At 64.2% G+C, this 15433-nt stretch carries 11 protein-coding genes; 5 read left to right on the top strand and 6 right to left on the bottom strand.

The window, feature by feature from the left end; genetic code table 11:
• Nucleotides 1–27: 27 nt before the first annotated feature.
• Nucleotides 28–1035, top strand: a complete 1008-nt coding sequence (gene trpS / locus DVDV_RS05810; RefSeq protein WP_075353769.1) for a tryptophan--tRNA ligase — start codon at nucleotides 28–30, stop codon at nucleotides 1033–1035.
• A gap of 675 nt (nucleotides 1036–1710) precedes the next feature.
• Here trpS and DVDV_RS05805 read toward each other — a convergent pair.
• A complete protein-coding gene (locus DVDV_RS05805; protein WP_075353768.1) occupies nucleotides 1711–4164 on the bottom strand; it encodes a ComEC/Rec2 family competence protein in 2454 nt (817 codons plus the stop codon).
• 166 nt (nucleotides 4165–4330) lie between these two features.
• Here DVDV_RS05805 and DVDV_RS05800 point away from each other — a divergent pair, with 166 nt between their 5' ends.
• The 3 genes from DVDV_RS05800 (at nucleotide 4331) to DVDV_RS05790 (ending at nucleotide 5910) form a co-directional block, all read left to right on the top strand.
• Nucleotides 4331–4672 (top strand): hypothetical protein, encoded by a 342-nt coding sequence (locus tag DVDV_RS05800; RefSeq protein WP_075353767.1) that lies wholly within the window; start codon nucleotides 4331–4333, stop codon nucleotides 4670–4672.
• A 74-nt stretch (nucleotides 4673–4746) separates the two neighbouring features.
• A complete protein-coding gene (locus DVDV_RS05795) occupies nucleotides 4747–5313 on the top strand; it encodes a DJ-1/PfpI family protein (RefSeq protein ID WP_075353766.1) in 567 nt (188 codons plus the stop codon).
• Between the two features lie 177 nt (nucleotides 5314–5490).
• On the top strand, nucleotides 5491–5910 hold the full coding sequence (locus DVDV_RS05790) for a hypothetical protein (protein WP_075353765.1): 420 nt from the start codon (nucleotides 5491–5493) through the stop codon (nucleotides 5908–5910).
• Nucleotides 5911–6417: 507 nt separating this feature from the next.
• Here DVDV_RS05790 and hydG read toward each other — a convergent pair.
• Both hydG and DVDV_RS05780 read right to left on the bottom strand, forming a co-directional pair.
• Nucleotides 6418–7854, bottom strand: coding sequence for a [FeFe] hydrogenase H-cluster radical SAM maturase HydG (hydG, locus tag DVDV_RS05785; RefSeq protein ID WP_075353764.1), 1437 nt, complete (start codon nucleotides 7852–7854; stop codon nucleotides 6418–6420).
• Complete coding sequence (locus tag DVDV_RS05780) at nucleotides 7847–8122, bottom strand: TM1266 family iron-only hydrogenase system putative regulator (protein ID WP_075353763.1); 276 nt, start codon at nucleotides 8120–8122, stop codon at nucleotides 7847–7849. The genes hydG and DVDV_RS05780 overlap by 8 nt, the downstream gene beginning before the upstream one ends.
• A gap of 522 nt (nucleotides 8123–8644) precedes the next feature.
• On the opposite strand from DVDV_RS05780, the gene DVDV_RS05775 reads away from it, so the two are divergent.
• Nucleotides 8645–10693: a hybrid sensor histidine kinase/response regulator gene (locus tag DVDV_RS05775; RefSeq protein ID WP_175577069.1), complete on the top strand. Its 2049-nt coding sequence runs from the start codon at nucleotides 8645–8647 to the stop codon at nucleotides 10691–10693.
• An 82-nt stretch (nucleotides 10694–10775) separates the two neighbouring features.
• On the opposite strand, the gene DVDV_RS05770 is transcribed toward DVDV_RS05775, so the two are convergent.
• The 3 genes from DVDV_RS05770 to DVDV_RS05760 form a co-directional block, all read right to left on the bottom strand.
• Nucleotides 10776–12587, bottom strand: a complete 1812-nt coding sequence (locus DVDV_RS05770) for a carbon starvation protein A (protein ID WP_075353761.1) — start codon at nucleotides 12585–12587, stop codon at nucleotides 10776–10778.
• A gap of 135 nt (nucleotides 12588–12722) precedes the next feature.
• Nucleotides 12723–14561 (bottom strand): LytS/YhcK type 5TM receptor domain-containing protein, encoded by a 1839-nt coding sequence (locus DVDV_RS05765; RefSeq protein ID WP_083634662.1) that lies wholly within the window; start codon nucleotides 14559–14561, stop codon nucleotides 12723–12725.
• An 8-nt stretch (nucleotides 14562–14569) separates the two neighbouring features.
• Nucleotides 14570–15337 (bottom strand): LytTR family DNA-binding domain-containing protein, encoded by a 768-nt coding sequence (locus DVDV_RS05760; RefSeq protein WP_075353760.1) that lies wholly within the window; start codon nucleotides 15335–15337, stop codon nucleotides 14570–14572.
• Nucleotides 15338–15433: the final 96 nt, after the last annotated feature.

Here is a 15433-nt window from a genome sequence, read left to right as displayed (position 1 = left end):
CCCCGACGACCCAATGGAATATCGATTATGAGCGAAAATACCCCCAAGGAAAACAAACGGATCGTCTCCGGTATGCGCCCCACCGGAGCCCTGCACCTCGGCCACTACTTCGGTGTGCTCAAAAACTGGATCAACCTGCAAGACAGCCACGAATGCTACTTCTTCGTGGCCGACTGGCACGCCCTGACCACCGAATACGCCGATCCCAAACGCATCAAAGGTTTTGTGCCCGATCTGGTCAAAGACTGGGTGGCCGGCGGACTCGATCCGCAAAAATGCGTGATTTTCCAGCAGTCCCAGGTCAAGGAACACGCCGAGCTGCATCTGCTCCTGTCCATGACCACCCCCGTGCCCTGGCTGGAACGCTGCCCCACCTACAAAGACCAGCTTCAGGAATTGGCCGCCAAAGAACTCAATACCTACGGTTTCCTCGGCTATCCCGTGCTCATGGCCTCGGATATCCTCCTGTACAAGCCGGCCTTCGTGCCCGTCGGCCTCGACCAGCTGCCCCACCTGGAGTTGACCCGGGAAATCGCCCGTCGGGCCAATAATCTCTACGGCAACTTTTTCGTCGAACCGCAGGCCCTGCTCACCCCGGACTCGAAACTGCCCGGTCTCGACGGCCGCAAAATGAGCAAAAGCTACGGCAACGCCATCGGCCTGTCCGAAGAGCCCAATGCCATGAAGAAAAAAGTCATGAGCATGCTCACCTGCGAAAAACGCGCCCGGCTGACCGACCCCGGCGATCCCAAGGAATGCAACCTCTTCCCCTACCACGAACTGCTCACCGACGCCGCCCGGTTGCCCGAAATCATCGACGGCTGCACCCACGCCACCTGGGGCTGCGGCGACTGCAAAAAATTGCTCGTCGAATCCATGAACGCCTTCCTCGAACCCATCCGCGACCGCCGCAAAGCCTTCGATAAAGACCCCAACCTCGTCTGGGATCTCCTGGAAGCCGGCAATACCGTGGCCCGCGCCCGGGCAAGCCGCAATCTGGATGCGCTGAAGAAGAAGCTGAATTTTGTTTTTTAAGTGAAGTGGGGTGAGTGGAGCGGAGTGCAATGGAGTGAAGTGAGGAAGCGCGAAGGCAGAAGATGCCTCCGGCGGCCGGGGGGATGATCCCCCCGGACCCCTCGATTGGGGGGGTATTGGGTAAGCGGGTTGGGGCCGTCGTCTGCGGCGGGAGCCGAAGGCGGAGCGAAGAGAATCGGGTCTGGATTTCGGGTGTTGGGTCCGACGCGGAAGCCGCGCCAGACCCAACACCCGAAATCCAGACCCGAACTCGCCAGCGGCCTTTGGCCTTTTGCGCAATCAAAGCCTTGCGCAAAAGGCCAAAGGCCGCATTTCGTTGGCGAAAGAGCAACCAGACAGGGTGAAGCCAAAGCAGCTGCCACCGTCCTTGCCTTCCTGCCTTTCCGGGCGAACCGGTTTGTCGCAATTGGGGCCGCCGTGCTCCCCGCGCTTCGCGGGGAGTGTCGGCGGCCCCAATTGCGACAAACCATGCGGCACAGCCGCCAAGCGCTCCCGCGCCAACAGTCCTCCCACACTTCGCGTTCGCATCGGTCCCTCACCCCGGCCGTACCATGCCCCCATCCAGGGGGTCCGGGGGGATGATCCCCCCCGGTGGGTCCAGGGCAACGCCCTGGCAGGTCCAGGACAGCGTCCTGGCGGGGTCCGGGGCAGCGCCCCGGCTCTTCATTCCCGTCCTCATCGCTGCGTCTCCACCCTGCCGATGTTCCCTTCGCCGTCAACCCGCACGGTGACAGCGCCGTTGCGGTTGGTGGCGTAGGTGGTGCAGCCGAGGCGGGCCAGGGCGTCGAAGACTTTGCCGGACGGGTAGGGGCCGGAGTCGCCGGCGCTGGCGATGGCGATTTTGGGGGCGACGGCGGTGTAGAAGCGTTTGGCGAAGCTCGATGACGAACCGTGGTGCGGAACGACGAGGATATCGGCCTGGATATTGCGGCCGGAGGCGGCGAGTTTTCGGAGGATGCGGGTTTCGGCGTCGCCTGGGAAGATCGCCAGTCCGTGGCCGTTTTGGGTCAGGCGCAGGATGAGGGAGCCATTATTGGTGTTGCGGTCGTCGTCCGGGCCGGGATGGAGGACTTCGAGGCGAAGGCCATGGTCGATGTCGAGGTCGAGGGTGTCGCCTGCGGCCAGGGCCTGTTGGGGGATGGCGTGTTTGGCCAGGGCGGCGGCGATGGGGGTGGCCAGTTCGCCTTCGGGGGTGCCGCCGTTGTCGTACCAGGCGTCGACGGTGAAGCGGGTGAGCAGGGAGACGAAGCCTTTGACGTGGTCGCTGTGGGGGTGGCTGGCGAAGGCCATATGGATGTGTGGCGGGCGTCCGTGGGTGAGGCTTGCGCCGACCACGGCCCGGCCCACGTCGAAGCTGCCGAACAGGCCGCCGGCGTCGATGAGCAGGCGGCGGCCGCCGGGGATGGTGACGGCCACGGACTGGCCCTGGCCCACGTCGAAGACGGTGAGGCTGACGTCTGGCCGGCTGTCTTCGATCAGGCGCAGGGTGGTTGGCGTCAGGAGCAGGAGGAGGCTTGCGGCCAGGGCGGCGCGGGGCAGGGCGCGGCCGGAGGCGGCCAGGGCCAGGATGGCGAGCAGGCCGTAGCAGCCGAGCAGTTCCGGCCAGGTGGGGCGCAGGACGGCGTTGGAGACGAGCAGCCCCTGGGCGTCTATGGCGGCCAGGGTGCGCATGAGCCAGGCGCAGCAGTCGGCCCCGGCGTGAAGGAGCAGGGCGGCGGCCTGTTCCAGTCCGGGTACGGCGACCAGGGCCGCGCCGCCAAGGACCAGCGGCATGACCAGGCCGCCGAGGACCGGCAGCCACAGGAGATTGATCCAGGGGTTGAACGGCCAGTCGCCAAAGAGCCGGGCGAGCAGCGGCAGGACGGCTGCTTCGGCGCTGATGCTGGTCCAAAGGACGCCAAGCGTCCAGACGAGCGCGGTGCGGGGGAGTCCCTGGCCGGGGATGCGCCGGGTGAAGCGGGTGAAGGGCGGCCAGAACAGGGCGATGCCGGCCACGGCCAGGGCCGAGAGTTGCAGGCTGGCGCTGAAAACGGCCAGGGGCGAGACGATCAAAAAGACGGCCAGGGCCAAAAACAGGCCGTCGAACAGGGCCTTGTCGCGGCGAAGGAGCAGCATGAGGCCAAAGGCGGCGAACATGAGGCCGGCCCGCATAAGCGACGGCGAGGCCCCGCCGATCCAGCAATAGGCTGCCACCAGGGGTGCGGCCACGAGCACGATCAGGCGCGGCCGGGGAAGGTGCAGGTAGACGCTCGGAGTGATTTTGCCGAGGCAAAGGACCAGGGCCGTGGCCAGGGCGACCACATAGCCCACATTCATGCCGGACAGGGCCAGGGTGTGGGCCAATGACGCCCGGCGCACCAGGTCGAGGTCGTCCTCGGTGAAGCCGGATTTGTCGTCGAAAAGGAGCGCCGGCACCATGGCCCGTCCGGCATTGGCGGCGGTGTCGGGTCGGGGCGCGTCAGGGGTCGGGGCCGGGGCCAGGGCGGCGGCGACCCGGGCGCGCAGGGCCTGCCGCCAGGAGGCCAGGACATGGTGTCCCTGGGACAGCCGTTTGACCTGCTCGCGGTCGCCTCGGGCAAAGGTGCGGAAAAAGACGCCGTCCAGGCGGCGCAGGAAGGCGAAATCGGTGGTGCCGGGATTGGCGAAGCCGCTGGTCGGGCGCAGCCGGCCGGTGACGGCCAGGACATCGCCGGGCACGGGATCGAAGGCCGGATGGTCGATGGTGACGGCCAGCCGGCCGGGCAGGGGGACATCCCGGCACTCGCCGCCGGTGAGACGCACGCCATCGAGCAAAACGGCCTGCCGGTTGCCCGGCCGGGGATCGACCTCGGCCACGCGGCCCGTGGCCGTCACGGGCGTCTTGGCCAGACAGTCCGGCGTGGCCTCCAGGGGCGTTGGCATGGCCAGGAACCCGGCTCCCAAGCCCAGGGCAAAGGCCAGGAGGAAGGCGGCCGGTCGCGGGCTGCCGGCCATGGGGCGCGGAAACAAAAGCAGCAGGAGCAAGGCGCACAGTGCCGGCAGGAAAAAAGCCACGGCCAAAATGCCGGCGGCATAAGCCAGCAGGCAGGGTTGCCAGGGGAGCAGGGGCGGCACTCCCCCGGGCGCGGGCCGCGGTACTGGTGTTTGCACAGAACTGTCCGTTTTCCGTCACAAAACCTGGGCGGAGTTGTAGGAATGTTGGCCCATTGAGGCAAGGGCCGCGTGACCTTGCCTGCCTGCTTGTCACCGCTTCCGCTTGGGGGTAATGCTGCTAACGAATCCCGATACCCGCGCAGTGGTGCGCATAGGAGCAGGCATGGTCCGTCACATTATTTTGATTTGCATTCTCGGTTGTATCGGCCTTACGGGCTGCGGCCAGTCCAAACCCATCATGGTTCCCCAGGAATTTGAGGCCGACTGCCGCAGCAATGCGTACGGGGCCGACGCCGCCTGCGCCGCCAAGGTCTGCGAGGTGTACCAGGCTGTTGTCACCGACTATTATGACAATATGGAAGGGTGCTACGCCGCGTGCAAGGACCGGGCAGCGTCCCTGGAAGCCGGCGCGGCCAGCCAGTGCAAGGCGAAGATCGCTGCGGCCAGGGATACCTGCCGCGATTTCTGCAATCGCAAGTTCTACCGCTGCAACTGTGCGAAATAACTGTTCCCTGCGTCGTCCCGGGACGACGACAACAGCATAGCCAAGGAGTACCCCATGGCGGTCAAAAAATTCTCATGCTCGTTGGTGATTACGTTGAAGACTATGAAGTGATGGTGCCTTTCCAGATGCTGGTCATGGTCGGCCACGACGTCTCCACCGTGTGCCCGGGCAAAAAAGCCGGCGATACCGTGCGCACCGCGATTCATGACTTCGAAGGTGACCAGACCTACAGCGAAAAACCCGGCCACAATTTCGGGCTCAACGCCGACTTCGACGCCATTGACCCGGCGGCCTTCGACGCCCTGGTCGTTCCCGGCGGACGCGCCCCGGAATATATCCGCTTAAATCCCCGCGTCATCGAAATCGTCAAACATTTCGGTGTGGCCAAAAAACCCATCGCCGCCGTCTGCCACGGCCAGCAGGTGCTCGTCGCCGCTGACGTCATCGCCGGCTGCCAGTGCATGGCCTACCCTGCGGTGCAGCCCGAGATCGAACGCGCCGGCGCGACCTACGTCGGTCCCAACGACACCTTCACCAATGCCGTCACCAGCGGCAATATCGTCACCGCCCCGGCCTGGCCCGCCCACCCGCAGTGGATACGCCAGTTTTTGGAGCTGCTCGGCACCAAGATCGAAGCCTGATAACGACTTTTCCGTGGCGGCCCGCGCCGTCTTTGGCGCACAATGCCCGGGGGGATGCGGATTTGCCGGATCCCCCCGGGCAGACCCCCCTTTTTTCCCCGGCCCAACGATGGTATAGCCCTTGGCGATGACCGGCCCGGCGGTGGCCCGACCAGCCCGCCGGCGCAATGAGGCGCTATGATTGACACGACCAAGCTTGAACGCGTGCGGCAAATTATCGGCGATTTCGCCGTGAATAAAGGGAAAGTGCTCCTGCTCGTTTCCTTTCTGCTTTTTATCGTCGCCGCCTACTACGTCATGGATTTTATCACCGAAGACAGCCTGGCGGTAAAATACAAAAAAACCACCGCCCTGGTCGAAGAAGTCCAGGAAACCAAAAATGTCCTCACCATCGTCACCAGCCAGGGCTTTTTTGTTGTCGATCCCGGCTTGCGGTCCGATAAATTTAAAAATATTGGCGACTTTTTCCGCAAGGTCAAAGAAGACGGCTCCCCCGTGCGCATCGACTACAAAGACGTCGGCAACGACAAAGTCATTGAAAACGTCTTTTATCGGGCTGAATCCAATAAATTCGGCAAGATAGGGTCGCTTAAGTAACAGTTGGGGAGAGGCGGAGGAAGGACTCGGGAAAGCGGAAACGAAGATGCCTCCGGCGGCCGGGGGGATGATCCCCCCGGACCCCTCGTTGGGGGGAGCGGGAGAGGGTAAGCGGATTGGGAGTTATGGCGTCGGCGGCAGCGTCGGCGTGAGAAGATGGGGGTTGGAATTTGGGTCGATGGGGCAGCCGGGCTTTGGCGGCTGCCCCATCGACCCAAATTCCAACCCCCAACTCGCCAGCGGCCCCGGGGCCGCATTTTTTGAGGTATCGTTTGAGCCGTCAAACTGGGCTCTTCCTTCCAGGCGAACCATGCGGCATAGCCGCCAAGAGCTTCCGCTCCCCCCAGTCTTCCTGTTCTCCCAGCCCCACTAGCAGCCCCTTATCCAGGCCACCCCATGCGCCCCCATCCAGGGGGTCCGGGGGGATGATCCCCCCCGGTGGGTCCAGGGCAACGCCCTGGCAGGTCCAGGACAGCGTCCTGGCGGGGTTTGGGGCAGCGCCCCAATCTAAAAGAACATATCGCGGCGGCCGGCTTCGATGTCATGCAAGCGTTCGATGGTCAGGTCGCGGATACCGTCCTTGGGGATGGTGTCCAGTGCTTCCTGGATGCGCCTCTCGCCCAGGGCTTTGGTTTCAGGGTCGGCGTAGTCGATCAGGTATTCTTTGAAGGTCAGCAGGGCATTTGGCAGGCAGACGTTTTGGATGGTGCCGTCTTTGGCCAGGCTCATGAAGCGGTCGCCGGTGCGTCCCTGGCGGTAGCAGGCGGTGCAGTAGCTGGGGATGAACCCGCGCTCACACAGCATGCGGATGATTTCGTTGGGCGAGCGTTGGTCGCTGGGTTCGAATTGTTGGCCGTTGTTGGTGTTGCTGGTTCCTTCGTGTTCCTCGTGGACTTTCTGGTAGCCGCCAACACCGGTGCAGGACCCGGCGCTGATCTGGGAGATGCCGCAGTCGATGAGTTCGTCGCGGAAATCCGAGTCTTCGCGGGTGGAGAGGATCATGCCGGTGTAGGGCACGGCCAGCCGGATGATGGCGATGATTTTTTTGAAGGCCTCGTCCGGGACGAGGTAGGGGAAGGTTTCGAGGTTGACGGCCCCGGCCGGGCGCATCCGGGGGACGGAGATGGTGTGGGGTCCGACGCCGAAGGTTTTTTCCAGGTGTTCGGCGTGCAGGAACATGGCCACGGTTTCGTATTTCCAGTCGTAGAGGCCGTAGAGGACGCCGATGCCGACGTCGTCGATGCCGGCTGTCATGGCCCGGTCCATGGCGGTGGTGTGCCAGTTGTAGTCGTGTTTGGGGCCGGAGGGGTGCAGGGCGGCATATTGGGGCCGGTTGTAGGTTTCCTGGAACAGGATGTAGGTGCCGATTTCGGCGTCTTTGAGCTTTTTGTAGTCTTCGATGGTGGTGGCGGCGATATTGATATTGACGCGGCGGATGGAGCCGTTGCCGTCCTTGATGCTGTAGATGGCCTTGATGGCGTCGGTGACGTAGTCGATGGGGCAGTTGAGCGGATCTTCGCCGGCTTCCACGGCCAGGCGTTTGTGGCCGAGCGATTCGAGGATTTCCACTTCGCGCTTGATTTCGTCGGTGGTCAGGCGTTTGCGCAGTTGTTCCTTGTTGCTGCGCTTAAAGCCGCAGTAGACGCAGTTGTTGATGCAGTGGCTGGAGATGTAGAGCGGCGCAAAAAGGACGATGCGTTTGCCGTAGATGGCTTCCTTGACCTTTTTGGCGGCGGTGAACATGGCCTCAAGGAGTTGCGGGTCGTTGACTTCGAGCAGCACGGCCACTTCTTCGGCGGACAGGCCTTTGTAGTCCAGGGCCTTGTTGATGATGCCGGTGACGGCCTGGGGGTCGGCGGCAGCGGTTTTGGCGGCGGCCAGGGCGGCGTGGATGCGGTTGTCGTCGATGAACGCATCGGTTGTGCGCTGGGATTCGTCAATCATGGTCGTCCTCCTTGCGAAGGGTCTTGCTGGTCAGGGCGGACTTGACGGTCACGCCGGGGATATTCCCGAGTCTGCCGGTAAGTGAACCGATCTCATCGGTTGTGCCTTCGATAATGAGCGACACCACGCCCACCTGGTATTCGGGCCGGGGGATGCCCATGCGGCCGAGCACGATGTGGCCGTGTTCGCTGATGATGGCGTTGACTTTTTCGGAGACGTGTCTGGGATCGTCGATGACGATGCCGACCACGCCGAGGCGTCTGTTCATGGGTGTTTTCCTTGGACAATAAAAAACGCCTTGGTTTCCCGGCGGGAAAACAAGACGTGGTGATGCGGCTTTGGCATGGCGTCATCCTCGGCGCAGGGACGGCCCCTTGCCAGCAGATTGCGTATGATTGTGCGCCTTCACGTCAGGACCGGTCCGGTCCCACCGTGGCAGCGCCCTGACTATGCGCGGGTTTGTGGCGCTTGGCAAGTGTCACGAAAATATTTTTCGTAATATTTTTGTTTCTCATTGAAATCATTGCAAAAGAGAGTGGGTGTCCGACAAGCCGGGCCTGGCAGGGGCCACAGTGCCGGGCGGGGCTGGTTTGGCGGGTGCAAAGGTGGCGGGGTGCGATGTTGGGGAACCACGGCCAGACAAGTAGGGGATGTATTGTTTTCATAATTAAGAAATGATAGTTGTTGTAGTTCGAGAGTTTCACAACGAACGATTCCGATATTTCAACATATGAATTATATCCATAGCAACGATAGGGGTGATGCGGTGCAAGACGCCGTCCCGGAGACCATGGATGGCGCATTGGCGTATATAGCGGTGCTGCAGTCCAGGTTAGCCGATCAGATTGCAGCCAAAGACGCTGTCGCCGTGACCAGGGTTGGTCTGCATTTTTTGCTGGATTGCGTCAGCGATGCAATTTTTTTTATCGATCCGGCCGATGGCCGTATCCGAAACGCCAGTCTGGCTGCCTGCAGTCTTACCGGATATCCGCGCGAGATGCTTGTCGGCCGCCGGCACACGGCGTTGCATCCGGCCAAGGAGCAGGATTTCTGCGCGGCTCAGTTTCGGGAGTGTGTGCGTGCGGCCATGGAAGGGCGGCCCTGCCATTCCCTGCCGGTGACGGTGCTACGGGCTGACGCCAGCCGCATCACCTGCCGGGTGGCGGTGATCATGGTGGCCTGTGAAGGCGAGCGTCTGGCCTGCTGCGTGTTCAACAGTCCGGCCATCCACGGGCTGATGGGCAGCGGTTTGCAGGAGAGCGAGGCCTATTTCGCCCAGTCCCTGCCGTTTTCCGGGGATGGGGCCTGGAGCTGGGATCCGGAAGCCGGAGAGGTGTACCTGTCGCGGCAGTGGAAGGCCCAGTTGGGGTATGGCGACGACTTTACAGCCACGGCCGAGGAATGCAACGATCTGCTGCATCCGACCGAGCGCCAAACGGTGCTCGGGACCATCATCGACTGCCTTCGGGGGAATATCCCCTCATTTTCCATGGAATATCGGCTGCGCCGCCAGGATGGAACCTACTGCTGGGTGCACGGCCGGGGGGCGACGGTGCGCGATCCGGCTGGCCGGGTGTTGCTTTTGGCCGGGGCCACGACGGACATCACCGGACGCAAGGAGGCCGAAGTGGCCCTGGCCGAGGCCCGGGACGCCGCCATGGCCGCCAGCCGGGCCAAGAGCGAGTTCGTGGCCAGCATGAGCCATGAAATCCGCACGCCCATGAACATCATCCTCGGTATGGCCGAGATGCTGGCCGAAACGCCGATTTCCCCGGTGCAGCGGCGCTATCTCGATGCCATCCAAAGTTCGGGGCGGATGTTGTCCTCGCTGCTTGGCGACATCCTGGATTTTTCCCAGATCGAGGCCAACCGTCTGACGCTTTGCAAGCAGGCGTTTAGTCCGGCGGCCCTTATCCGGGACGTCTGCGGACTCATGGGCATACCGGCCGCCAGCAAGGGGCTGGACCTTGGCGTGGAGCTGGCTCCCGATCTGCCGGCGGTGCTGCAAAATGACCCGGACCGGGTCCGCCAGGTGTTGGTCAATCTGGTGTGGAACGCGGTCAAGTTTACCTCCGTCGGACAAATAACCGTTGCGGCCCAGCTGCGGGTTGATGCTGCCGGCCGGGAGTGGGTGCGATTTTGTGTGCGCGATACCGGGGCGGGCATTGCCCCGGAGGCGTTGGAGCGGATTTTCACCCCGTTTACCCAGGCCGACAGTTCGGTCCACTCGCGCCATGCCGGCACCGGCCTTGGATTGTCCATCAGCCAGCGGCTGGTCGAGCTTATGGGGGGGGCGATCCGGGTGAAGAGTGTCCCGGGGGCAGGTTCATGTTTCTCCTTCACCCTGCCGGTACAAGCGGCCGGCGGCCAAAGCGTGCCACCGCCAGAAAACGGGGACAAGGGGGCGCGCCAGGAGACGGCAATGGCCACAGCACGATCCGACAAGACCTGGCGGCTGCTTCTGGCTGAGGATTCCGAGGCCAACCACGAACTCATCCGGCTCTTTCTGGAAAGCGAACCCTATGAGATTGTCTGGGCCAGGAACGGCTGGGAGGCGGTGGCTGCCGTCAGCGAGGCCGCCACCCCCTTTGACGTCATCCTCATGGATGTGGAGATGCCGGTCATGGACGGGATCGAGGCGACCCGGTCGATTCGCAACCTGGAGGGCAAACGGCAGCTTTCCCCGACGCCCGTCGTCTTGCTGACCGCCCATGCCCTGTACGAATTCGAGGCCAAGGGGAAGCGGGCCGGCTGCACCGGCTTCCTGACCAAGCCCATCCGCAAGGTCCATCTCCTGGACCATCTGCGGACCCTCCTTAAGACCGCAGCGCCGGACTGAACCGGGAGGTCGGGACGGCACAGCAAAAACGGCCGGGACACTGCCATGTCCCGGCCGTTTTGCGTTCGGAGCCAGCCGGCTGTTATTCCGGCACCACCTCCAGCACCGGTTCGCCGTAGGTGTCGGGAACCGTGGCCTTGATGCGCAAAAGGCTCATCCAGCGGCGCAGCGTGCCCACGATGACGATGGCGATGAGCACCAGGACGACGACGGCCAGGGTGGCCAGCAGGTAGAGCCCCTTGGGCAGGTAGTTGTTGACGATCTGCAGATAGCCGGCCCACACGGTGATGACGACCATGGCCAGTCCCGGCACGGCCGTCATCCAGGCATAGCGGGCCTTGCCCATGCGGATGATCATGGTGGTGCCGATGAGGAGGCCCACGGCGGCCAGCAACTGGTTGGACATGCCAAAGAGCGGCCAGATGGTCGAGATGTCGCCGGTATAGACCAGATAGCCCCACATGAAGGTGAAGATGGCCGAGGTGGAGAGGATGCCGGGCATCCAGTGCTTTTCCTGGAACTTGGGGATCACCTGGCCGATCATCTCCTGGAGGAAGAACCGGCCCACCCGGGTGCCCGTGTCCACGGCCGTCAGGATGAAGACGGCCTCGAACATGATGGCGAAGTGGTACCAGTAGTCCATCAGATGGCTCATGACGGGAATCGAGGAGAAGATGTGGGCCATGCCGACGGCCAGGGACACGGCCCCGCCCGGACGGCCGGTGATGTTTTCGCCGACGGCGGCGGACAGATTGGCCAGATCGACGGTGGCCATGCCGAGGGTGGCGAACACCTCGGGCTTGGTATTGATGGCGAAGTAGTCGGCCGGCATCAGCACGCAGGCGGCAATAAGGGCCATGATGGCCACGAAGCCTTCCATGAGCATGGCCCCGAAGCCGACAAAGAGCAGATTGCGTTCATTGTCGAGCATCTTGGGCGTGGTGCCCGTGCCGATGATGGCGTGGAAGCCCGAGAGCGCGCCGCAGGCGATGGTGATGAACAGGAACGGGAAGACCGCGCCGGGGATGATGGGGCCGCCGCCGTGGGCGAACTTGGTCAGCGCCGGCATCTGCAGGTCGGGATGGACCCAGAAGATGCCGATGGCCAGCATGGCGATGGTGCCGATCTTCAAATAGGTCGAGAGATAGTCGCGCGGACACAACAGCAGCCACACCGGCAGCACCGAGGCCACGAAGCCGTAGATCGGGAGGGTGAGGGCGATGGCCGGGCGCGGCATGGTGAAAAGCGGTCCCCAGGTGGGGCTGGCGGCCACGTGCGGTCCGATCAGGATGGCGACCGCCAGAAGGCCCACGCCGATGAGCGAAGCGCCCAAGACGTCGCCGTCGCGCCACTTGTGGAGATAGACGCCCATAATGAGCGCGATGGGGATGGTGGCAAAGACGGTAAACGTGCCCCAGGCGCTGTCATGCATGGCGTTGACCACGGCAATGGACAGGCCGGCCAGGGTCAGGACGAGAATGAACAGCACGGCAAAGCCGGCCACGTTGCCGGTGTGCTTGTCGATCTCCTGGGTGGCGATGTAGGCCAGGGAGCGGCCCTTGTGGCGCACCGAGGCGAACAGGACCACGGTGTCGTGGACGCAGCCGGCCATGACGCAGCCGACGAGAATCCACAGCGCCCCCGGCATATAGCCGAACTGGGCGGCCAGCACCGGTCCGAGCAGGGGGCCGGCCGCGGCGATGGCTGCGAAGTGGTGGCCGAAAAGGACATACTTGTCCGTCTTCACATAGTCGTGCCCGTCCGCCATCTTCACCGCCGGGGTCAGGCGCGTTTCACTGACGCCCAGCACCTTTTTGGTGAAGAACAGTCCGTAAAACCGGTAGCCGATGGCGAAAATGCACAGGGCGGCGAAGACCAGGGTCAGGGCGTTCATGCCAGCCTCCCGTGTTTGGGGCCCCGGCCGTCCGGGACGCCTGTTGTCGATGTTGGTTCTGCTCTGGCACGGGATGGCCGGCCGCAACAAGACGGCCGGCGTGAAAGGGATAATCCCGGGGGTGAAGCGGCGATTTTACGGTCTGGCCGACACCGGCTCCCGGGACTCCCCGGCCGCGTGGGCGTCACGGGAATCTGGGGACTCCCGGGACTCCTGGGACTTCCGGGCGTCGGCGTCCTGGCCGGGCCGGGGCGGGGCGGCCGGAGGCACGCGAAAGGCGATGCGCGCGCCCTGGCCCGGAGCGCTTTCGATGCGCATGGCATAGTCCTGGCCGAAAAGCTGCACCAGCCGCTGGTTGGAATTGCGCGCGCCAACGCCTTCGCCAAGGGATTCCGGGGCCGTCGGCGACAGGATGAGCCCGATGGTCTCCGGGGCCATGCCCAGGCCGTCGTCTTCCACCACCACTTCCAGATGGCCGCCGGCAAAGCGGGCCGTAACGCGCACCTGCCCGCCCTCGGGCCGGGCCTGCAAGCCATGGCGCACGCTGTTTTCCACCAGTGGCTGGATGAGCAGCGGCGGGATCAGCCAGTCGGCGCAGCCCGGCTCCACGTCGATGGCGCTTTTGATGCGCTCGCCAAACCGGGCCTGTTCGATGGCCAGATAGGAGTGGATCTGCTCCATTTCCTCGGACAAGCGGACCAGCCCCCGGGAACTGTCCAGGTTGCGGCGCATGTAGCGGGCCAGATCGAGCAGCAGCTCCCTGGCCTGGCCCGGTGCGGTGCGGCAAAACGAGGCAATGGTATTGAGTGAATTGAACAGGAAATGCGGGTTGATCTGGGCTTGCAGACGGCGGATCTCGGCGTGGGCTAGGAGCTGGTTTTTGATGCCGATGTCTTCCAGTTCGAGCTGGGTGGAAAAAAGGTCAGCCAGCCCCTTGGCCAGTTCGAAAAGCGGCTGGTCCAGCGGCCGGTCCTTGGTGCCGTAGAGTTTGAGGCAGCCGCAGATGGTCGTCCCTTTGCGCAGCGGCACAATGATGGCCTCGCGCAGCGGGCAATCGGCCTTGGCGCAGCCGATGCTGGCCCGGTCGCGCAAAAAAAGGGCCGTGCCGCTTTCAAAGGAACGCCGGGTGGCCCGGGTGCGCCAGGGCGCGCCGGCCAGATGATGGTCCTGCCCGGCCCCGACATGGGCCAGGATGGTGCTCTCGCCGGTGATGGCCACGGCAGCCACCCCGGTTTCGACCAGGATGATGGCGGCGGTGGCCCGGGCCGACTGCGGGGTCAGGCCGCTTCGCAGATGGGGCACGGTCTGGCTGGCAATGGACAGGATGCGCCGGGCCTCGGTCGAGTCCTGGTGTTCGCGCAGATTGCGCTGCAGGCGAAGCGCCCGCACGAAGATGGCCGCGCCCATGGCGTTAATGACGATCATGGGCGCGCCGATGACCTGGACCAGGGCAATGGCCTCGTCAAAAGGCCGGGCCAGGGCCAGCACCAGCCCCATATGGAAGGACTCGCCGACAAGCCCCAGGGCCATGGCCACGCCCCAGTCCAGGGACTGGCCCGGAAAGCGCCGGGCAATGAGTCCGGCCACGGTCCCTTCGAGGAACGTGGCCAGGGCGCAGGGCAGGGCGCTAAATCCTGCAATGTCGATGAGATAACGGTGGCCGCCGGCAATGAGCCCGGCCCCGATGCCGACCACCGGCCCGCCGAACAGCCCGGCGGTAATCACGCCCATGGCCCGCAGGTTGGCGTAGGAGTGAAAGACCGAGTTGCCGGTGTAGGTGCCAAGGATGCCGAAGACGCCAAAAAGCACGGTGACGGCGGCAGTGGTCCAGGCCGGGCGCTTTTGCCCCAGGCCCATGCGCTCAAACGGGGCCATGGTCATGATGGCGAAGCCGCCGGCCAAAAGCAGGCCGAACCGCTGGGACAGGTTGATGAAAAGTCCCGGCACCTCGGGAACGAGGATGTCCAGATTCACGCGGCCTCCTACAGCCCGAGGCGTTCCTTGAATTCGCGCACCCGGTTGCGGCTGACCGTCACCTCGGTGCGGGCCGGATCGTTCATGACGAGCAGGTATTTGCCGCCAACCCAGGGCGAGAGTTCGGCGATGCGCTCCAGGTTGACCAAGACGGCCCGGTTGGCCCGGAAAAAGGGCTGGCCGGCGAGGCGCTCCTCGGCCCGGGTGAGCGTTGGCAACCCATGGCAGGGATAGCGGCCATGGTCGGTCAGCGCCCCCACGTCGCGGTCGTCGGCCTCGATGAGCACCACCTCGCCGGCCGGAAGCAGGGCGATGCGGCCCTGGCGCTCCACAGCGACGCGGGCGAGCTGTCCGCCCCGGCCAAGGCCGGCCAACAGCGAGCCCAGGGCGTCGGTCAGGCCGCTTCGGCCCTCGGCCAGCCGGCGGCGGACCCGGGCCAGACTGATGTCCAGCCGTTTGGCCGATACGGGCTTTAACAGGTAATCCACGGCGTTTTGCTCAAAGGCGGCAATGGCATACTGGTCATAGGCGGTGACGAAGATGAAAAGGGGCACATGGGGCAGGCCGGCCGCCTCGCCAAGCACGTCGAAGCCGTCGCGGCCGGGCATCCGGATATCGAGCAGCACCAGATCGGGCCGGGACACGGCAATGGCGGCCAGGGCCGCGTCAGCCCCGTCAGCCTCGCTCGCTTCAATGTCGGGATGCTGGCCAAGCAGATAGGCCAGCTCGTCGCGGGCCGGTTTCTCGTCGTCGACAATCAGGGCGCGGATGACCATGGGCCAAGCCTTAGCGCCGGCCCGCCCCCCTGTCCAGGGGGCGTAAAGTGGGAGAGAAGAAAAGGCGGAAGAGGCAGAAGATGCCTCCGGCGGCCG

Source organism: Desulfovibrio sp. DV (genome assembly GCF_001936595.1).
Classification (GTDB): domain Bacteria; phylum Desulfobacterota; class Desulfovibrionia; order Desulfovibrionales; family Desulfovibrionaceae; genus Solidesulfovibrio.
The sequence above is the reverse complement of the archived record's forward strand: the minus strand, read 5'-3'. Positions and strand labels throughout refer to the sequence as shown.